This window comes from Pedobacter sp. W3I1 (assembly GCF_030816015.1).
In the GTDB taxonomy this organism is placed as follows: Bacteria; Bacteroidota; Bacteroidia; order Sphingobacteriales; family Sphingobacteriaceae; genus Pedobacter.
The window spans coordinates 4,544,182-4,563,532 of the sequence record NZ_JAUSXN010000001.1 but is presented as its reverse complement, the minus strand read 5'-3'; the positions used below and the strand labels follow the sequence as shown (position 1 = coordinate 4,563,532).

Annotated in this window: 19 protein-coding genes; 7 read left to right on the top strand and 12 right to left on the bottom strand. The window is 39.8% G+C overall.

What is annotated here, in order from left to right; all coding sequences use genetic code 11:
- Window positions 1-122 precede the first annotated feature (122 nt).
- Complete coding sequence (locus QF042_RS26385) at window positions 123-437, top strand: hypothetical protein (protein WP_373459104.1); 315 nt, start codon at window positions 123-125, stop codon at window positions 435-437.
- A gap of 415 nt (window positions 438-852) precedes the next feature.
- Complete coding sequence (locus tag QF042_RS18610; protein WP_307531172.1) at window positions 853-1,035, top strand: hypothetical protein; 183 nt, start codon at window positions 853-855, stop codon at window positions 1,033-1,035.
- 112 nt (window positions 1,036-1,147) lie between these two features.
- On the opposite strand, the gene QF042_RS18605 is transcribed toward QF042_RS18610, so the two are convergent.
- Complete coding sequence (locus QF042_RS18605) at window positions 1,148-2,311, bottom strand: FAD-dependent oxidoreductase (protein WP_373459103.1); 1,164 nt, start codon at window positions 2,309-2,311, stop codon at window positions 1,148-1,150.
- A gap of 62 nt (window positions 2,312-2,373) precedes the next feature.
- Here QF042_RS18605 and QF042_RS18600 point away from each other — a divergent pair, with 62 nt between their 5' ends.
- Window positions 2,374-3,348, top strand: a complete 975-nt coding sequence (locus QF042_RS18600) for an AraC family transcriptional regulator (protein WP_307531168.1) — start codon at window positions 2,374-2,376, stop codon at window positions 3,346-3,348.
- Window positions 3,349-3,707: 359 nt separating this feature from the next.
- On the opposite strand, the gene QF042_RS18595 is transcribed toward QF042_RS18600, so the two are convergent.
- The 8 genes from QF042_RS18595 to QF042_RS18560 all read right to left on the bottom strand — a co-directional run bounded on the left by QF042_RS18595 (window position 3,708) and on the right by QF042_RS18560 (window position 12,509).
- Window positions 3,708-4,625 carry an AraC family transcriptional regulator gene (locus QF042_RS18595; protein ID WP_307531165.1) on the bottom strand — a complete coding sequence of 306 codons (918 nt, stop codon included), beginning with the start codon at window positions 4,623-4,625 and terminating at the stop codon, window positions 3,708-3,710.
- A gap of 78 nt (window positions 4,626-4,703) precedes the next feature.
- Window positions 4,704-5,453 carry an alpha/beta fold hydrolase gene (locus QF042_RS18590; protein ID WP_307531163.1) on the bottom strand — a complete coding sequence of 250 codons (750 nt, stop codon included), beginning with the start codon at window positions 5,451-5,453 and terminating at the stop codon, window positions 4,704-4,706.
- 1,229 nt (window positions 5,454-6,682) lie between these two features.
- Window positions 6,683-7,063, bottom strand: coding sequence for a hypothetical protein (locus QF042_RS18585; RefSeq protein WP_307531161.1), 381 nt, complete (start codon window positions 7,061-7,063; stop codon window positions 6,683-6,685).
- A 274-nt stretch (window positions 7,064-7,337) separates the two neighbouring features.
- Complete coding sequence (locus tag QF042_RS18580) at window positions 7,338-7,814, bottom strand: DUF4405 domain-containing protein (RefSeq protein ID WP_307531159.1); 477 nt, start codon at window positions 7,812-7,814, stop codon at window positions 7,338-7,340.
- Between the two features lie 23 nt (window positions 7,815-7,837).
- Window positions 7,838-8,509 (bottom strand): YceI family protein, encoded by a 672-nt coding sequence (locus QF042_RS18575; RefSeq protein ID WP_307531157.1) that lies wholly within the window; start codon window positions 8,507-8,509, stop codon window positions 7,838-7,840.
- Window positions 8,510-8,712: 203 nt separating this feature from the next.
- The gene (locus QF042_RS18570; RefSeq protein WP_307531155.1) at window positions 8,713-9,510 is read right to left on the bottom strand and encodes a DUF4249 domain-containing protein; all 798 of its coding nucleotides are present in this window, start codon (window positions 9,508-9,510) and stop codon (window positions 8,713-8,715) included.
- 3 nt (window positions 9,511-9,513) lie between these two features.
- Window positions 9,514-11,844, bottom strand: coding sequence for a TonB-dependent receptor (locus tag QF042_RS18565; RefSeq protein WP_307531153.1), 2,331 nt, complete (start codon window positions 11,842-11,844; stop codon window positions 9,514-9,516).
- Between the two features lie 176 nt (window positions 11,845-12,020).
- Window positions 12,021-12,509 (bottom strand): pyridoxamine 5'-phosphate oxidase family protein, encoded by a 489-nt coding sequence (locus QF042_RS18560; protein WP_307531151.1) that lies wholly within the window; start codon window positions 12,507-12,509, stop codon window positions 12,021-12,023.
- 111 nt (window positions 12,510-12,620) lie between these two features.
- Here QF042_RS18560 and QF042_RS18555 point away from each other — a divergent pair, with 111 nt between their 5' ends.
- Complete coding sequence (locus tag QF042_RS18555; protein ID WP_307531148.1) at window positions 12,621-13,223, top strand: TetR/AcrR family transcriptional regulator; 603 nt, start codon at window positions 12,621-12,623, stop codon at window positions 13,221-13,223.
- A gap of 15 nt (window positions 13,224-13,238) precedes the next feature.
- Here QF042_RS18555 and QF042_RS18550 read toward each other — a convergent pair whose 3' ends face one another.
- Window positions 13,239-13,991, bottom strand: coding sequence for a LytTR family DNA-binding domain-containing protein (locus QF042_RS18550; RefSeq protein WP_307531146.1), 753 nt, complete (start codon window positions 13,989-13,991; stop codon window positions 13,239-13,241).
- Window positions 13,992-13,995: 4 nt separating this feature from the next.
- Window positions 13,996-14,919 carry a sensor histidine kinase gene (locus tag QF042_RS18545; protein ID WP_307531145.1) on the bottom strand — a complete coding sequence of 308 codons (924 nt, stop codon included), beginning with the start codon at window positions 14,917-14,919 and terminating at the stop codon, window positions 13,996-13,998.
- Between the two features lie 230 nt (window positions 14,920-15,149).
- On the opposite strand from QF042_RS18545, the gene QF042_RS18540 reads away from it, so the two are divergent.
- Window positions 15,150-16,082, top strand: a complete 933-nt coding sequence (locus QF042_RS18540; RefSeq protein WP_307531142.1) for a DUF6268 family outer membrane beta-barrel protein — start codon at window positions 15,150-15,152, stop codon at window positions 16,080-16,082.
- 342 nt (window positions 16,083-16,424) lie between these two features.
- On the opposite strand, the gene QF042_RS18535 is transcribed toward QF042_RS18540, so the two are convergent.
- Entirely contained in the window at window positions 16,425-16,784 is a 360-nt protein-coding gene (locus QF042_RS18535) for a helix-turn-helix domain-containing protein (protein ID WP_307531140.1), read from the bottom strand.
- A gap of 146 nt (window positions 16,785-16,930) precedes the next feature.
- Here QF042_RS18535 and QF042_RS18530 point away from each other — a divergent pair, with 146 nt between their 5' ends.
- A complete protein-coding gene (locus QF042_RS18530) occupies window positions 16,931-17,908 on the top strand; it encodes an MBL fold metallo-hydrolase (RefSeq protein WP_307531137.1) in 978 nt (325 codons plus the stop codon).
- Window positions 17,909-17,932: 24 nt separating this feature from the next.
- Window positions 17,933-19,351: a M20/M25/M40 family metallo-hydrolase gene (locus QF042_RS18525; RefSeq protein WP_307531136.1), complete on the top strand. Its 1,419-nt coding sequence runs from the start codon at window positions 17,933-17,935 to the stop codon at window positions 19,349-19,351.

Below are 19,351 nucleotides of genomic sequence, written 5' to 3'. Positions count from 1 at the left end.
ATTATTATCATTTCATCCAGTAATGTGCTAAGTTTAAATCCTAAAAGCAGCTTACCATCTGGATGGTATTTAATAACGGATAATAAAAATTCAATTTCAATAATTTAGATAAATCTGACAAAATATATAAAATTGAAAAGAATATTTTTATATCAATTCATCATATAGTAAGTGTAGAACTCGCTACCGCAAGATACAGTAATAAGGATAATCCAATACTAAATTTTACCCTGGATAATGAGGCAAGCGTAAAACTTGCATCGTTATCCGGTGGTTTTGGAGCAAGACGGGAGATGGGACTTGTAATCAATTCCAAATTGATTCAAGTTTCAACAATATTTGGTGAATTTTCCGGAAACAAAATGAGTATGACCGGAAAATTTACGAAAGAAGAATTACTTAAGTTAAAAGAAAATATTGACCTGGAAAAAGGCTAACCCGGGTAAGGCTTAATAGTCTCACAAAACAAAAGTAATAAACGCTGTTCTCGTTTAGGTTTAAAGTTGCACGCATAAAGCGTTCAAAGATTGTATCAAAAATATTTATAACCCAATTATCACCATTCCATAAAATACTACATCGCTCTCGTTTTATCGCTCATTGTATTTATTACAAAGTCACAAACCATTAACAATCCCCAAATTGAATTTACCAATACAGGTATTTACCGTATTGCTAATATCATCCTGGAAGATACTGCGACTATTGTTGACGTTAAGATCAACTTTTTACCAAAATGGTGGCGACGTTCAGCGATAAAGCATATTTGGAAAATGCAGACACTGGAGAGAAATATACTGTAAAAGCTATTGAAGGTGCTAAGGCAAAGGGAAATTTTACGACATCCGCCCGGTGGGAAATGCCCGGTATGAAATAGCAAAAAACGGCGAAGTGATCGGCACCATTCTGTTAGACGAGAAAGATCATGCGCATTGTGAAAGCCAGGGCTGCCTGCTCGATCTTCCTGCACTGCATGCAGTACGCGAAGGTATACAGGCCTACGAGGGCTGGAACGATCAGCTCGGCCATGCTTAAGTCTTGTTTGAAAGGCTAATTTTCAGACGGTCTTTACGTTATTATCCGTTTTCGGGATGTAGAAAATCATCTCAGGCTTTTCTGGTTTGCGCCATTCTAGTGTTTCACTTCATTATAAATGAAGGAGTTTTTGGAAAGAAAAGTTGGGAGAACGCATTTCCATTTCGTTTTCGCTAGATGCTTTTTGTGCTTCTGCTGCGTAATTAAACATTTGTTCTTCATAATCACTGACCGCTGCTTCTATTGTTTCAAATTTTCCATCTGTCAGGTTATCCGATAAAATCAAGGCGTCCATCAATCCTGAATTTACGCCCTGGCCGGCAAAAGGTGGCATAAGATGCGCCGCATCGCCAATAAGCGTTATAGGTAGGGGACGGTTATTTTTCCAGGGTTGATCTAACGGCAATTTTCTTGTATGCAGTACTGCGTAAAATGTTGTTGCATTAATCAGTTCACGAAACGTTTGGTTCCATCCATGGAATTTTTCAGTGAGAAATCGACGAATGTTATTAGGGCTCCCAAAGTTTACATGGTTGATATTTTGATATCCTTCCGGTTTTCTTAATATTATGCCATAGGTCAGCACGCCGTTATTGTACGGATTGGCTACTATTAAAGTGCCGTTATCTGCGCACATCAGCCGGTTTCCATTACACAGTTTGTAAAATTCGGAACAGTTGATTTCCGGATTATCAACATCTCCCTGAATGATGTAGGTTCCGGTTTCCTCGGGCTCGGCATCAGTGACGTATCTTCTTATTTTCGACATTCCCCCATTGGCTACGATCACAACATCTGCCGTTGTATACGGTTTGTCCTCCACGTGCAATAACCATTTTCCATTGTATACTTTTACCTCCAGAATCTTATTATCCCAAAATACGGTCTCGGGTTTTAAGCTACCAATCAATAGTTTACGTAAGTCGTTCCGGTTAATTTCAGGATTCTCAAACTTGTTTTCGGTAGTTGGTGTCTTACTATAGATGATTGTACCATTTTTATCAGTAACATTAATACCCATAGGTAATGCGACCCTGTAATATTCTTCTAATAATCCTGCCATTTTCATAGCTTTTTGGCCTGAATGTTTGTGGAGGTCTAACGTTCCACCCCAAATACGGGAAAGGGGATTTGAATCTCTTTCGTAGACAGCTACATGGCTACCTTTTTGCTGTAGTAATCTGGCCATTGTCAGCCCAACGGGTCCACCGCCGATAATCGCAACCTTTTTATTTTCTAGTAACATGTTCTTATATTTTAATATACACAAAGTTATACGACAGTATAAAGGCAAAATAATTATATTAGACCTAAAAATAGTCGTAAAGGACATTTCATATGAACAACTATGGCACTCCACAAATACTGTTCAAGCTTGCCAGTGCCCTGGGCACTAAAGTGGTAGATCAGCGGTTGGATATCCCTCAGAAATATGGCAGCGGTCATTGTATCGGTTATGTTTTCAATCAGCATATCCGTCTTCTTATCAGTGATTATGAATTGAAGATGGAATTTCTTCTGGACAATCCAGAGGTTGATGCCTTAAAAAAAATGCTGTTTTTTAAGTTTCAGAATGTGATACCCAAAATTCATGTCCCTGAAAAAGAACCAAGATTAACGGAATTGCCATCTGTTTTAATTGCGACGAGCCGTATAAATACCGATGAAGTCATTGCTATCCATACCAATAGAGCGACGATAAACATAGAAGTTGACGCCGAATACCTAATAGGCCATTTCGCCTTTAATAAAACAACACCTGTATTACAGAGTCTATTAGAAAATAGCCGGCCTCTGGTCTTTGAACAAATCATTTATCCAAAGGTGCAGGGAGTGATCGACGAGATGCTTACAGAATCCATAGATGAACCATTTAAGTCGTTTTTTCTTAAAGTGAAATCAGAAGAATTGGTCTGCAGGCTGTTGGTTGAGCTGGAGAAAAGGGACGAAAAGACTGTTTATGCTTTAAATAGGCAAGATATTGAAACGATCTACAAAGTAAGAGAATTAATTATTGGCCGTCTGCAAATACCACCAGTGATTAAGGAGCTTTCCTTCATCGCAGGAATGAGCCCTACCAAATTGAAACGTATATTTAAACAGGTTTTCGGCAATAGCATATTCAAATATTACCAATATTTTCGGATGAAAGAAGCAAGCCGCCTGCTGACGGAAGAGAAAATATCTGTTACTAGCGTTGGTCACGATCTTGGTTTTACAAACCTCAGCCATTTTTCTAAAGTCTTTGAAGAACATACAGGTATGAAGCCAAAGCAGTTTAGCAAATCCGGAGGTACCAGGCTAGTTCCCTAGCAATATTTTATTCGGGTTCTTGGAAAGTCAAATAATTTTCATGCTTCGATTACTCAGATAATATTATCTCATAGATAAAGTAGTTGATAAAGAATCTACAAGAATAAGAAATCAAGCGCTTACAGTTCAGCTTTCTTTATCGTAGAAATGGCGGCCTTTCGAAGGCAAGATTACATATTTCCTCTTATTCGGTTCCCTGCCAGTCATATGCAATCAGTTTCTCTTTTTCCCTATAAGCAGACTTGAACTCGATTTTATATGCAACTCCATCGCTGCCTCTGCAAGAATTTTTGTAGGCCCTGGGAAAGTAAATTTTTCCCGTTCACAATAAAAACATTGATCCTCTGGTATTCCAGGTTTCAATTGAACTTTGCCCTGAATTCCAAAGGTGATAGACTGGTTTTTGTTTTGAACAGCCTGCTGAATGACTGCGGGTGTTCAAAACCCAAGCCGTAGGCAATCTCACTCACAGACTGATCCGTCGTGGATAGTTGCGCCTTCGCATGTTCTATCAATCTGTCCTGGAGGTAGTGCTGTGTACTCTTTCCGGTCAGCACCTTTAGCAAGCTACTCAGGTAGCCTGCAGAGACATTCAGCGATGAGGCGACATACAAAACGGTTGGTGTTCCTTCTCTGGATAGCACTTCACCCTTGAAATACTTATCCAGCAGGCCTTCCAAGCGATCAAGAATGGTATGACTGGATTTTTTCCGGGTAATGAACTGCCGATGGTAAAACCTGTCCGCATAGGTCAAAAGTAATTCCAGCTGTGCAATGATCACTGGATCACTGAAATTGTCGATGTTATTCCGGTATTCAAGTATGATGTTTTCCATTAAGGCTAGAATTGATTTTTCTTCCTTATCCGCAAGGAAAAGTGCCTCATTGACAGCATAACCAAAATAATCATATTGTCTGATCTTCTTTGCCAGGGTAGTTTTCCATAGAAAATCCGGATGGATGAGCAATAGCGAGCCTGAGCGGTTTGTGGTTTCCGCTTCTTCAAGCTCCATTTCAAATACCTGTCCTGGTGCCATAAAAAACATGACACCTTCTTCGAAATCGCCCGATTGCTGCCCGTATTTCATGTTGCCCTTGAGATTCCTGTCGATAAGGATGGAATAAAAGTCGAACACGAAACCCATATTGGCTTTGCAGGGCAATACGATTGCTTTGTAATCGATAATACTGATCAGTGGATGTTCCGGCCGAGGAAGTCCCATGGCCTTATGGTATTCATTGATCGTTTTTATCTCGTGGATTACCCTGTTTTCCATACCGTAAGTTACTGATAAATTTTTAACGATGGCCGCATCGGTGTGCAAAGCCTTTTCTCATGACTGTATATCGCACTGTTACTGACGAGTGATCTCTTCGAGTTTTTTTACCAGATTATCCGGCTGCTCCCTCATGGAATAATGCCCTCCTTCAAGGGTGTAAATCTTCCATTTTCTGGCCTGGGCTCTTGTTATTCCCATTTTGTCGTGGCCGGGACTTCCCTTGCCATTTTTCGTCATCTGGAGAAATGCTGTCGGAATTTTTTTAACCATTCTGTTGCTGATCTTTAGCGGCTCAGTAAAGGTATTCAACGGCTGCGGGACATCTATAGGAGGAGTGGGCTTTGTAGTGCCAAAAGGATACAGTACCATGCCGTCCTTGATATTTCCGCTGGTCATTGGTTCCCACAGTTCGCCACATACATCTTTTGCACTTTCTCCGTCGTTGGGTACCATGGCGTCCAGGTAGATGAGTTGCTTGATACGTTCAGGCATCTTTTCCGCTACCCCTGAAATGACCATGCCCCCATAACTATGACCTATAAGGATGACATTGTGCAGGTCTTCGAACCTGATTACATTCATTATGTCATTGATGTAGGTGGTCAGGTTGATTTCCGGGTTAGCGAGATGAACTTTTTCTCCTAAACCTGTTAGGGTAGGGCGGTAAACCATGTCGCCATGGGCGCTTAAAATAGAATCTACCTTTGCATAGTCCCAGCCACCGTCCCATGCACCGGGAACGAAAAGAAAAATACGGGTATGGTGTTGCTGTCCATAAGCGAGAGAAGAAAAAGCAATGCTTAGAACGAAAATTATTTGTTTCATATGTTTGATTAAAATAAATTATTTGAGACTACGAAATTGAGGGATTTCCAGCTGAATTGCCTAACTGTATCTGTGTTAGTTGTAACAAAATATCAGATAGGTCTCAAGATATTCAAATATTTGATCTATCCTCAAGATTATAGCAATATCAACTATTAAGAGCGTGGAAAGCGTTGTGGAGGATTTCCTACCTATTCCTTTGTGAATTATGAGATTCCAACCGGGAATTATGAATTGACATCAGTAACAAAAACTTTGAATTGGATCAGCAAAGTGAAACATTGCCTATAATACCCATCATTAGATAGCGTAATTACAAGCAGCTCATCAAAGTGGAATGTGATTAGAACTGAAAAATTCTATCCCTTTGATTATCCATTAGATGTAAGTACATTATATTCTGTCCGTGCCGCCGATGGTACGGCACAAAGGGTCAGTATTGCATATCATCATGTATTTTATTACACAACGCATAAAGAGGAAGTACAATATACCAAATTGGTTGGTGAATAACAGAGCTAATGTTTGGAAACTAAATACTATTCAACATTAGCTTATTATTGGTTATAGATTCAAATTTATGAAAAGTGCTGTCAAGCCGGAAATAGAATTTTCAAAAAGTACAACTGGTTTGCAAATAAATTTAAAGTTGCTTCATGTTCGGACTATTCAAGATAAAAAGATTCAAGCTTGGGAAAATGGGTCGGCCCGATATGCCAGCGATGCGGTGTTCATTATGGCTGTATGATCTAAATGGACAGGAGTTGTAAGATTAGCAATAACATTAGGTGATTATAATCTTAGCGATTTAAGGAAGTAATGAAATAAGCGCCGGAAATCTATAAAGAAGGCTTGTTAACCGCTTTTTAGCCTTGGGCTGAGCAAATGGACGACAATTAACTATTACCCTTAGTACTAATAATTATGGAAAAAAATATTCCCTTGATGATTTTGTACTCTTTGTTAGGGAAGAGATTTCAAAGTATTTGCTCATCAGGGGTTCAAAGGGTGTATGCCATTTGCAAAATGGTTTTTTCTGTTAACTGGCCATTATGGACGGTAAATTTTAAAGTAACCTTTTCTCCCGTCTTTATAATGTCCTTACCGAGAACTACATGAAGGGATCTCCTGATTTCTTTAAGGAATGGTTAGAGCACGGATTCTGCACTTTTGGCTGCAGCCTGCAAATATGATCTATACTGCGATAGTTACTAGCCTACTTGTGGCAGTTAACTATTTAATTTCCTGCACCAAAAAAAAAGTCGGAATAATTCATTTTTATTTAATTGTTTATAATCAAAAATTTTATGTGGAAAGGGTATGATATTAGTATAAATACCGTTTTCTGAAAAAAACAGAAAAGTTTTTTTCAGGGTAGATTTTTCTAATGCAAGGTTATTTTGAAAGGCTTCTTTTGCTTTATTAAAGCATGTTTCATGATCTTGCAATAACACAATGCAATCGCAACTTTGTATGATTTGTTGAACCTCAGCTTCGCTATAATTACTGCTGATATGCACCTCATTACCGTTTTCCCAGAGAAAGTCAACAATGTCATACACAACTTCATTTTGTTGCTGTTCTTTATTTTCGACGACAAGAAATTTCATAATAAACTGTGTTAGTGATTTATTTTTTTAAAAAATTTCGACCATTCCAAACGGAGGTCAATGATTTTGCATTGGTATTGATATCAATAAGTCTTCAAGGGTGTGAGCTTTCTCAAGCGAAACGCTTTTACTCCCAACTGATCAGCCACTTCCACCTAATTGACGTTTAATGTCTCAGCGCATCCCCAATGGGTGCATCTGCTTTTCTGTCTGATTTGCAAATCAACCCGTTCTCTCTGCTAATTCTTCCGTCCATTGTTGATTTTCAAAAAGCTTAATCCATTAGTAATTCAATAACTTCCTGTGGATCTGTATCATTTTTTTTCCAAATATCCTCAAGTGTTTTTATGTCGTTTATGATATATCCCTTTTTTTCTAACTTTTTGATTGCTATTGAATAATCTATGTTCAGAATTTTGCATGATTCTTTTAAAGGAGCTTTAAATGTTTTGTCGACAATGACAATATCTAATGGAAGTTGCTTTCGTTCTAAATAAACAAAAGTTAAAGTTAGCACTGCTACAGCTATGGCTGCTGGCATAAATACTTGTTTCATAAAATGAACTTTTAAGCCTTTCCAGTTTAGTATAATGTGTAAGATTGCGGCAAGTACGAATCCAATTCCAATTAATTCATGTGCAACTTCAGTATATCCATCAAAGAGATGAAGTAGCATAAAAATCCCTGTAATAGCCAAGACTATAAATAGCAAAGAGAGGAATGGTGTTACATATTTTCTGTCTGGTTTCATTTTTTAGAATTTATTTTTTGTTATTAACGTCTATTTAAAATAGTAATCTCTTGATCTGTACACTTCCTTTGTATTCCACTTAAATCCCGTCCACGATCAGTGTTATTTAAAGACTCATTCATCGTTGCTAATTCCGCCAGATCATTCGAAAACGTATAGGAATTCAATACGGGTTCGAGTATATGGAGTGCTAGCGGCACTTTTTCAGGCGTTCCATTACATGTCAGATGGTATTCTTTGGGAGATATTTTAAAACTCCCTTTAAAGGCGCGGGATACATCGGTCCCATTGAAAGTGAAGGATATGATGATTCTTTTAGTCACATCCTTTACAGTCAGTTTACCAGTAGCTTCGTACAGATTACCGTTTTTGGTAATGGCATCCGATTGGAAAACGATCGTAGGATATTTTTCGACGTCCAATGCTTCCTTTGAAAAGGCATGTCTTGTTTTTAGAAAAAAAACGGTACTTAAGCTGTGCGTATCGATAGATGCACATAAGGCATCCTGCTCAGCATGTGCCGGATCAAAATTTAGTGTAGCTTTTAAGCCTGAAAAAGTTCCATGGATTTCAGTGCCTATTATTTCAATGGAATAATTTTCTTCTTTGATGTTCCAGTTCGTGAAGATGTTAAAACCGATATTAGCCAATCCCAAAATGCCCAGCAGCAGCATGAAGTTGATTTCCCTTTTCATATTTTATATTTATGTCAAAAAAAAGTTATTGTTTCTGATAGACAGGGATATACCTGAGCTGATGTTAGCATCGAAATAAGGTTAAGTTCACCCATGTTGTTTTGTTGACGTCCCTGCGTTCATGTTTTGTTAAACTATTACTGGCTAGTGCGTCCAGTAATAATTGAAAAAGTTACTTATCTGACAGTGGCATCATTTTATAACTATCGTATTTCGATGTTGCTCGACCTGGTCGTGTGCGCAGAAAAATATCCCAGCGCTCCGGAGTTAATATTACTCGGCGGATTAGCTGGCGTAACGCTGCCACCTGGACCACGATCAGCTGTGATTTGAATCAGGGCAGTATAATAGTTGTACATCCGTTCATCAACACACTGCATTTCTACATTAACGCGATCTCCAACCTTGATTTTATCATCCTCTTCCCTGGAAGTAGTTATGCTTCTTTGGTTAACCAATCCGTTATTGACGTTGTCGGAAATGGTCTGCAAGATTTTTTTGGTGTGCCCGTTGGCGGTCAGGACAAAGAAATACCGATTGCCTAAAGAAGCGGGGTCGTTAAAAATTGGCAGAATATTATAAGTGGTATCGCCACCCATTTTAACCGGGTCCTGCTGCAGGCTCTCCAGATCAACCGCTGTGGGCATCGTACTCTGTGCTGTATAACTGATATCTGCTGTCTTCACAAGCAGATTATAAGTGTGGCCCGGAACCGAATGCAGATTACTGGTCTGATAACGCCCTTCACCTATGTGCTGCAAGGTATCAGTTTGTCCCTGCGTGTCGGTGATGGTAATGAAAGCATGTGTAACAGGCGGGTATTGATTAGTACTTGTAAATGGAACAGATCTGGTAAGGCGCACATAATACGGTCCTGGTTGATCAGTAATATTCCCTTCAATTACTAACGTACCGCTTTTGTTGTCAAGGTCGAGATCGACTTCTTTTTCACAACTGGCGAATAGAATAATCAAACAGGTCAAATAAAATAGCTTTTTCATAAATTAGAATTTAAAATTATAGGTAATGTTGGGAACCCAACGGAAAAGGGAGGTTTGCATCACGCGCGTAGTGCCGGGATTATTTGGATCGTCTTCAAAAGAAAAGGTATAGGCGTTCTCACGGCCATAGACATTGTACAGGCCGAATGTCCAGGAGCTCTGGAAGCGTTTTTTCTTTTTAGATTCGTAAGTGGCACTCAAATCCAGGCGATGATATGCTGGCATGCGGTCTGCATTGCGTTCACTATACTGGAATACCGTCTCATTGTTCAACTCATATTTTCCTGTCGGAAATGTCACCGCGTTTCCGGTACTATATAGAAACAACCCGGATAATGACCACCTGGGAGTCAGTTGGTAAGTTGCAACAACAGACACATCATGGGTTTTGTCAAGGCTTGTATTGTACCAGTTATTATTGTTGATGCCATCTATTTTGCGCTCGGTTTTTGATAAGGTATAAGAAATCCATCCGGTGAGCTTTCCACTTTTCTTTTTAGCGATCAGCTCAAATCCATAGGCCCGGCCTTTACCAAAGAGCAGTTCGCTTTCAATATCCTTAGCAGCATCGAAGGTGATATCAGCACCATTTTTGTAATCGATCTGGTTTTGCATTTGTTTATAATACCCTTCAACGTTCACTTCGTAATTGTTCTCATGGAAATTTCTGCTGTAGCCAATACTAACCTGGTCGGCAATTTCGGGCTTTACGGCGTAACTGCTTCCGATCCACTGATCGGTAGGTCTGCCGCCGCTGCTGTTGCTTAAAAGATGAAGATTCTGTGTATTGCGGGAATAGCCGGCTTTTATACTGCTGACATCATTGATCCGGTAATTTGCCGTAATTCGCGGTTCGGGATTCACATATGTTTTTCCTAGTTTGCCCTTAGCGAGGGTCAGGCTGTCAGTGAGCACGCCATTGTTATAGGTATTATATGTATCTCCTCCCATGACCGTAAACGCAGCAAGTCGAAGGCCGTAATTGATGGATAACCTATCGGTGGCTTTATATTCATCATTTATATAAAGCGCATTTTCCAAGGAATACCGTGTACTTTTAGGATAACTGCTCACACTTGTGCCCGAAACCCTGCTTGGCGCAATGGTGTGATAAATGGATTGCAGGCCAAAACGAACGGTATGTTTGGTATTTGCGAACCAGGAGAAGTCTTCTTTAAAATTCCAGTCCTTAATCTGAGAATTAAGGCCGAAATCATTGCCGCTGCTCTTAAAGTTCAGCTTGTAATCATAATTGCTGTAAATTAACGAAGTGTTTGCGAACAACTTGCTATTAACTACGCTATTCCATCTGAAGGTCGCAGTAGTATTTCCCCAGTCGGTTCCGAAAGTATCGCCAAATCCCAGAACATCACGCCCGAAATATCCTGAAAGATAAACACGGTTGTTTTGATTTATTTCATAATTAGCTTTAATGTTCAGGTCATAGAAATAAAGCTTACTGTCTTTAAAATCTTCAGAACTCCTCAAGAACAGATCTGCGTAAGTTCTTCTTCCGGAGACTATAAAGGATGATTTATCTTTTTGGATCGGCCCTTCCACACTGAGCCTGCTGCTGATCAAACCGATACCGCCGGTCAGATTATAATCCTGATTATTGCCGTCCTTCATTTTAATATCCATAATTGATGAAAGTCGTCCACCGTATTGAGCCGGGCTGTTCCCTTTGATTATACTCGCATCTTTAAGCGCATCGCTATTGAATGTACTGAAGAAACCGAGCAGGTGCGATGCATTATAAACTGGAGCTTCGTCAAGCAGAATCAGATTTTGATCAGTGGCACCGCCCCTCACGCTAAATCCGCTATTTCCTTCTCCACTGCTTTTAATACCCGGTAAAAGTTGAAGGGTCTTCATGACATCTTTTTCACCGAACAGCACAGGAAGTTTTTCTATTTTCTTGATGTCAAGTGTTTCCATGCCCATTTGAGCATTGGAAAGATTTTTATCCTTTTTTGCGCTTGAGATCAAAACTTCCTGTAAACTGTTTTTGCCTTCCATGGCCTGTTCGAGTAGCCAGTCTATCCTCACATTTTTTTCCAATTGAACGTACTGACGCTGTTCATCATAGCCGATATAGCTGATGATCAAAGTGTAGTTCCCCTTGGGTAAAGACAGGGAATAAAACCCATATTCATTGCTGGCTGTTCCGACCGAAAGGTTTCCCTCGATTCTAACAGTCACACCAATCATCAATTCACCGTTCTTGCGGTCTTTTATGGTACCGCTTACGGTATGTTTTTGTTGTGCCACACTATTGCTGCTGATACATAACAGCGTTGGCACTAGCAAATAATTAACCAAATTTCTAAGCATTTTCATTCTGTTAGGTTGTTAAGTAAGGATTATGCCCCTCCCGAGAGTCTTTAAGAAGAAGACGGATGTAAATCATACGCAAGCATGACGCTATGTCCTGAATTATTTTGACGATAAATCTCAAAAGCCGTAACAGCATCCGATACATACCATGTTGTTGTTAGTCCAGGATCCGTCTAAGTGCTTGCTTTCGTCATCATCTGCTTAAAAATTACATAGGGTTCGTTCCATTGCTGACCCCTATCAACCACCGGTCGAACTTTCTTTACACGACAGGTTATCGAAGCGAGTAACTCGTCGGCTTTATCCTTACCAAACCGTTCGCTGATTTTTTCTTTGATAAGCCCGAACTTTTCGCCAGAGCTAGTGATTTCGGTAACTTCTGTGTAGATTCTTACGCCATGATAATCCCTTGCCCTTTCGCCAGGCACGTACGCCATAAACACGACTTCTTTATTTTCCCTCATGTTATCCATTGTCACCGAAATAGGATCACTAATATGGAATACAATATCTCCACTTTCCATAATTCTGGGTGTACCCATTATCGAGACATTAGGCACCCCATGTTTATTGGCTGTACATACCAGCTTATCATGATGATTGTTAAAAAAATCACTGAGGGGATCTAAGGCGTCTCCCTTTTTATTACCAGGTTTTTGCATCGTTATAAAATTAATAAGATACATTTTGTATCTTATAGCAAATATATTGTTTTTTTAATTAGATCCAAATTGTATCTAATTATTTTTTTAAATTTGTTTTTAATTTATATTATGGATGAGCAAAAAAGCATTAGAAGGCGTGGGGATGAGCTTATGGAAAGCTTGTTTGATGCTACCTTCAAACTGATGAATGAGGTTAAGCATACCAATCTGACTTTTGGACAGATAGCAGAAGCTGCAAAAACCAGCCGGAGCGTTTTATACCGCCGGTGGCCAACAACGTTTGATTTGTTACAGGATATTTATACTTATAAGGCCAAAAAACTTTTTGATGGTGAGTTCCTTGACAAGTTGGAAGATACGGGAAGTTTGCGGGGAGATTTCAACCAGCTGCTTACCATTTGCCAAAGTGTCTACGATGAGATCGGTTCGGAAGTTATAATTAACTATTATTATATCAGATTGCAGGACAAAGACAACAGTAGAGAACCACCAGTCCATACTAAGGCTGTTAATAAATTTGTCGAAGCGATGAAAACGATTTTAAAAAATGCTAAATCAAGAGGTGAAAATATTAAGGTAACAAGCGGTGTCACATTAATGCTGCCTTTTGATTTGATTCGTATAGAAAATTTAGTGCGGATGCAGGGCATTGACAATAAACGCCTTGAAACACTTGTAGACGAAATATTAATACCTGTTTTTAAGGAATAATATGAAGTGCTTCGATCACTTACTAATCAACTTAACGTACACTACGGTTTTGAGCAAGTCTTCTTTTCTGTGGCGTGAGATAGGAAGCTGTTTCCCGTCAATAAAAACCCGTGCTCCTGAAATGGCGTCAATTTTATGGGTGTTGATCAAATATGATTGATGTATCCTGAAAAACGCTTCCTTTGATAGCATGTCTTCCAGGGAAGCCATGGTTTGATGAATAATAAATGTCTTCTCTTTACAATGCAACTTTAGATAATTCTGCATTCCTTCGACAAATAAAATATCCTCCCAGATGATCCGCTGGAAAGTATCCCCTTGCCGGATATACAGATCGGAGTCAGAGCCCTCCTTACTATTTTGCACCACAATACGGGACTGAAAAAGGTCCAGTGCTTTATTGACCGCCTGGAAAAAACGTTGAAACTCTAAAGGTTTCATCAGGTAATCTACAACATTCAGCCTGAAGCCTTCCAGCGCATGTTCCGAATAAGCAGTGGTCAATATGGTCAGTGGGGCCTTATCTAATGACTCCAAAAACTCCAATCCTGATAACATGGGCATGTTTATATCCAAAAACATCAGATCAATGTCTTTAGCTTTCAATATCTCTGCTGCCTTCATTGCAGAGGTACAGGTTGCCGCGACTTCCAAAAAGTCCAACTGATTAATGAAGTTAACAACCCCTTTAATGGCGACCGGTTCATCATCCACAATTAAACATTTCAATGGTTGACTACTTGATTGTTTTGATAATACTTCTGCCATAATGCTATATTTTGATAATCAGTTTCGTGTAGTAGATAGCTTCCAAGTCTTTTATAATCAATTTGTAGTTGTCCGCATAAAGAATATCAAGACGTTTTTTTACGTTTTCTAGCCCCAACCCTGAAACACTGTCTTTTTCCAAATGGATATTCGATTTGGAGTTTTCAATTTCCAAACAAATTGAATTAGTGATTTGCTCAAAATGGATATTTACATAAGCTTTTTCTGTAATGCACCGGGATACGTGTTTAAAGGCATTTTCTATAAAAGTTATCAATAGTAAAGGAGGGAATTCCTTTTGGTTATCGTCAACTGTCCAGGAACAATTAATGATCAGTTCATCTCCCCATCTGAGATTTTCTATATCAATAAAGTCTTTTAAAAATTGTACTTCCTGTTCTATGGTCACCTTTCTGTTTTTCTCACTATTTAGTTGATAACGAAGAATTTTAGCATATTTTATTAACAACGAAGAGGCTAAGTTCACATCCTCCTGCATTAATATATTGATGTGGTTCAGTACATTGAACATGAAGTGAGGGCTGATCTGTTGCTGAAGTATCTGTAACTGGGACTCAACCAATGTTTCATGCATCTTCATGCTCTCCTCATGGAACCGCAGTCCGCAAAAGCCGAAATTAACGAATAGCGCTACCAGAAGAGCATTGATGTACATAATACTGAACAGACTTCTACTTAATAATAGCTGGGATGATGGGAAAAAGCCAATTTCTTCCAAATAAAGAAACCCATGAAGAATGGCGGGAATGAACATAGCAGATATCGCTGACACCAGAAAAAACTGTCCAGCAAACAGAAGCATCTTCTTTTGCCTCATTGCTTTTTGCAACAAGGATTTGCTTAGATAAGTTGTAAATGGGTACAAACATGACATTATACACAATGCCAGCAAACCACCTTCTAACATCGAAGAATCTGGTATATACCGAAACCAAAAAACAATGGTCAGAAATACCCATATCAGGATAACGAACCGGTCATAGTTTTTTAAAAGGGTCATATTACAAAGTTAACGGTATAATTTAAACACTGGTTACCAGGCGTCAAAGTTAAACGACCATCGGTCAAAACTATTTCCAATCAGCTGCTCTCCCGGATGATATTTGCTCCAGCAGACGTTGAAAACGTCCTATTTTATTGAAAACTTTTAAATTAAAAAAAACGATGAGATCATTATTGATTGGTGTGTTTATGATAGTTATTGCTTCTACAAACAGCAGTGCGCAGGTTTTTTTCAAGACCGAATATTTCGGAACATCCGCGTATCAGTTAACACAAGGCGATTCCAGCCAGAAAATAGGAAACAGTAAAGGTTCAGCCATGGTCTATCAAGCAGGGATCAACATTCCTTTGTCCAAGAGTCTCAATGCGTTAAATCGCCCTACGATGTGGTCTGTCAGTGCCGGCGGAGCATATGTTAAGCTTAATAACAGGAACTTCACAGAACCTCTGGTTATCGATGAGATCCTCAATATCGGCGTAAGTCTTAATTACCAGCGGCCTTTGAATGACAGGTGGTCGCTTAAAGCCGGGATAGGCGGCGGGGTCTTTATGCCAAGTACAAATCTGTCTCAATTGGGGTTCAGGAATGTATTAGGCAGCGTTAGTGTGGTGTTTATTCGTCATTTACGACCAAATCTCGATTTGGGTGGTGGTCTTGCGCTCAATAACTCTTTTGGGTTTCCCATGTTATTTCCGGCTTTTTACCTGAACTGGAGAACAGCAGGACGTTATTCTGTAAATGTTTCATTAAAAGACGGTCTTGATGTATCAGCCGGCTACAATGTCAATAAAAATTTACGACTAAATTTGGTCATGGAGGTCAATGGCCAAATGGCTTTACTTGAACAAGAAGGAAAAAATAAAATGTTCACTCATCAATATGTTGTCTTCGGGTTGCGTCCGGAAATAAAGTTAGGGAAGCGTGTTACAATACCCATCACTGTCGGATTAAACGCTACCCGCACCGCACAAATTAACGACAGAAGTTTAAAGACTATTTTTCAGGATAAAGGATACGCTTTCCGGTCATCGCCCTACGCTTCAGCAGGATTGCAAATCGGATTTTAACCAATTAGTTAGAATGAAAACGATTTTCGTTATTCTTCAGCTTATTTGTGTTGCCTTGTCAGCTCATCTATCAAAGTTCAGGAAAAACTGGTTTTTAATCCCTAGAAAATCAAATCCACAATTTTTATTGTGTTGAATCAATGTTTGGTTATCACCATAGATTTTCATTCTGATATAGTTTGGCGGAAAGACCTGACGTTAAAAACCGGATAGAACGCCGAACTTCAACAATTTGTGTAGTATTCCATATGACCATTATTCATGCTCATCTATAAAACTTTAGGTGTATACCCCTAAAAGGGGAAGACCAAGATGGCGTTAATCGCAAAAGAAGATTCAAGTCTAAACAACTTTTTTGAGCTTAGGCAATTCCTCCGGTTTTGACAGGTATTGTGCACCCCATTCATCCATCAATAATATCATCGGAAGCAGTGACTTGCCAAGATCAGTAAGGAAGTATTCCACTTTTGGTGGAAGAACGGGATACACTATTCGGTTGATGATACCGTGTTCTTCTAATTCTTTCAATTGTACAGTAAGGACTCTCCGACTTGCAAGTGGATTGAGCCGCTGAAGTTCGCTCGGCCTTTTGGCGCCATTGTGTATGTTAAGGATCAGACAGGGTTTCCATTTGCCTCCAATAATTTCCATAGTCATACCCATTCCGCAGTCCAGGTTTTTTGGGATTTTTCGCTCGTACATCTCTCTGTATTATCAATAAGATCAAAGATAATAAAAACGCACTTAAATGTGTATAGGGATAAAATTCACCCTATGCAATAATGGAGTGCGTACTTGTAGCTGCGATCATACAGCGATAACTTTGCCTACAACAAAAAATAAAAAAAATGTACTACAATTCTAAAAAACTACTATTTCAAAATCTATTAACGCTTGCCCTGTTATCAGGTTCGTTTATGACTTCCTTAGCGCAGCCTACACCAAAACTGTTAAAACAGCCTGGCTATTACCACATGCAAATTGGCGATATCGATATCATTGCATTATCTGATGGAACGATTCCCCAGGATCTTCCTAAGTTACTTACCAACACTAAACCAGGACAGGTAGAAAAGCTAACAGGTCTTAATTTTCAGGAACCCATTGTTGAAGCATCTGTAAACGCTTATCTCTTTGAGGTGGCCGGTAAGCTGATTTTGGTTGATGCGGGAACTTCGGAATTATATGGCCCTTCTTTAGGTCATCTTCCAGCCAGTTTAGCAAAAGCAGGTTATAAACCTGAGGATGTTGATGCAGTCCTGATTACACATATCCATACCGATCATACCGGTGGATTGATGGATGGAGATCGCAGAGTGTTTCCTAATGCGATAGTATACGTGAGTAAACAGGAATATGATTTCTGGCTAACCCCCGAGAATTATATCAAAGCTTCTAAGGAAATGAAGCCTTACTTCCAACAGGCAACACTGAAGATGATGCCCTACGTTAAGGCGGGTAAAGTGAAGACTTTTGCCTACGGCAACGAGATCTTTCCAGGAATACTTCCGGTAGCCAGTCCCGGACATACGCCCGGACATAGCTTCTATCAGGTAAGTAGTAAGGGTGAAAAGATTATGTTCTGGGGAGATATTCTGCACTCTGCGGCAGTCCAGTTTTCAGATCCCGATGTTACAATTGTCTATGACGTAGATCCCAAAGGTGCTGCCAAGGCCCGAAAACAAGCCTTTTCTGAAGCTGCAAAAGGAAAATACTGGATTGCAGCGGATCATCTTTCATTTCCCGGGATAGGGCATATTCGTCCGAATGGAAAAGGCTATTCCTGGTTTCCTGTGAATTACACCAGTACGGGGGTAGGCCAATAATTGTTTCATTCTCAAAAACAGCTCATGATATTGCAAATCAAAACACTTCAAGCACGATGGAGCTTAAAATTCGTGCTGATTGTATCCTATATCTATTTTGGAGCTATCGGTAAACTTTCTGCCCAACAAGATTTAAGTTCGGATTCTCTAATGATCAGAAAAATTTATGATAATGCCCTCACCGGTGGAAAGGTTGGCCCAAATCTTTATCATCTAACATCGAAAATCGGATCAAGAATTTCCGGATCTGCAAATGCCCAAAAGGCAGTGGAATGGGGAAAGAAGAAGATGGAGGAGATCGCTCCGGACCGTGTTTATCTCCAGGAGGTTACTGTACCACATTGGGTGAGAGGCAAGAAGGAGAAATCTTTTTTTATCTCCAAATCAGGAAGGAAATTCCCAATGTATGTATGTGCCCTGGGAGGATCTGTTGGTACAGCAGGAATGTTAAAAGCACAGGTAGTAGAGGTAAACAGCTGGGCCGAATTAACGAATCTAAAAGATAGAGATGTTCAAGGGAAATTTGTTTTCTTCAACAGGGCTATGGATCCTAAAGAAATCGAAACTTTTAAGGCATATCTTGCTGTTGTAGACCAGCGTGCAAGAGGAGCCATCGAAGCAGGAAAGCGTGGAGCGGTAGGTGCCCTGGTAAGGTCAATGACCTTAGCTATAGACGAAGTTCCACATACAGGCGCCATGAGTTATGATCCTGATGTGAAAAAAATCCCTGCTGCAGCACTGAGTACGAAGAGTGCTGATCTATTGAGTCATGAGCTTAAACGAAATCCTGATCTTGTCTATAGCTTAGAAATGAACTGCATACAATTGCCCGATGTTAAAAGTTACAACCTAATCGGAGAAATCAAAGGATCCCTGTATCCCAATGAATTTATCACAGTGGGCGGCCATATCGACACCTGGGATTTGAGTGAGGGTGCCAGCGATGATGGAACTGGCTTTGTACAAACGCTGGAAGTCCTTCGCTTAATTAAAAACAGCAGTCAAAAACCGGAGAGATCGATCCGTGCAATCTTGTATATGAATGAGGAGTCAGGAGCCCATGGCGCGCTTAAGTATGCTCAGGAGGCTAAGTCAGCCGCAGAAACACACATTGCTGTCCTGGAATCGGATGCCGGAGGGTTTACGCCCAGGGGCTTCAGGGTAGAAGGTAGTCAGGAAGTAAATGAAAAAATGAAGGCCTGGACGCCCTTGTTCATCCCTTATAAAGCAGCAGAATTACATTCAGGTCATAGAGGAATCGACCTGGCACCAATGAAAGACCAAGCCAAAGCGTTGATCAGTCTGGACTGCGATGACCAGCGGTTGTTCGATATTCATCATAGCGCACTTGACACTTACGATAAAATAAATATAAGAGAGGTTGAACTTGGTGCTGCAGCAATGGCTTCCCTTATAGCTCTAATCAGTAAATATGGACTTTAA

Excerpts from the sequence above, each read along its gene's own strand:
- QF042_RS18600 (WP_307531168.1), top strand. The coding sequence starts at position 2,374 with ATGAACAACTATGGCACTCCACAAATACTGTTCAAGCTTGCCAGTGCC.
- QF042_RS18595 (WP_307531165.1), bottom strand. The coding sequence starts at position 4,625 with ATGGAAAACAGGGTAATCCACGAGATAAAAACGATCAATGAATACCAT.
- QF042_RS18590 (WP_307531163.1), bottom strand. The coding sequence starts at position 5,453 with ATGAAACAAATAATTTTCGTTCTAAGCATTGCTTTTTCTTCTCTCGCT.
- QF042_RS18585 (WP_307531161.1), bottom strand. The coding sequence starts at position 7,063 with ATGAAATTTCTTGTCGTCGAAAATAAAGAACAGCAACAAAATGAAGTT.
- QF042_RS18580 (WP_307531159.1), bottom strand. The coding sequence starts at position 7,814 with ATGAAACCAGACAGAAAATATGTAACACCATTCCTCTCTTTGCTATTT.
- QF042_RS18575 (WP_307531157.1), bottom strand. The coding sequence starts at position 8,509 with ATGAAAAGGGAAATCAACTTCATGCTGCTGCTGGGCATTTTGGGATTG.
- QF042_RS18570 (WP_307531155.1), bottom strand. The coding sequence starts at position 9,510 with ATGAAAAAGCTATTTTATTTGACCTGTTTGATTATTCTATTCGCCAGT.
- QF042_RS18565 (WP_307531153.1), bottom strand. The coding sequence starts at position 11,844 with ATGCTTAGAAATTTGGTTAATTATTTGCTAGTGCCAACGCTGTTATGT.
- QF042_RS18560 (WP_307531151.1), bottom strand. The coding sequence starts at position 12,509 with ATGCAAAAACCTGGTAATAAAAAGGGAGACGCCTTAGATCCCCTCAGT.
- QF042_RS18555 (WP_307531148.1), top strand. The coding sequence starts at position 12,621 with ATGGATGAGCAAAAAAGCATTAGAAGGCGTGGGGATGAGCTTATGGAA.
- QF042_RS18550 (WP_307531146.1), bottom strand. The coding sequence starts at position 13,991 with ATGGCAGAAGTATTATCAAAACAATCAAGTAGTCAACCATTGAAATGT.
- QF042_RS18545 (WP_307531145.1), bottom strand. The coding sequence starts at position 14,919 with ATGTTAGAAGGTGGTTTGCTGGCATTGTGTATAATGTCATGTTTGTAC.
- QF042_RS18535 (WP_307531140.1), bottom strand. The coding sequence starts at position 16,784 with ATGTACGAGCGAAAAATCCCAAAAAACCTGGACTGCGGAATGGGTATG.
- QF042_RS18530 (WP_307531137.1), top strand. The coding sequence starts at position 16,931 with ATGTACTACAATTCTAAAAAACTACTATTTCAAAATCTATTAACGCTT.
- QF042_RS18525 (WP_307531136.1), top strand. The coding sequence starts at position 17,933 with ATGATATTGCAAATCAAAACACTTCAAGCACGATGGAGCTTAAAATTC.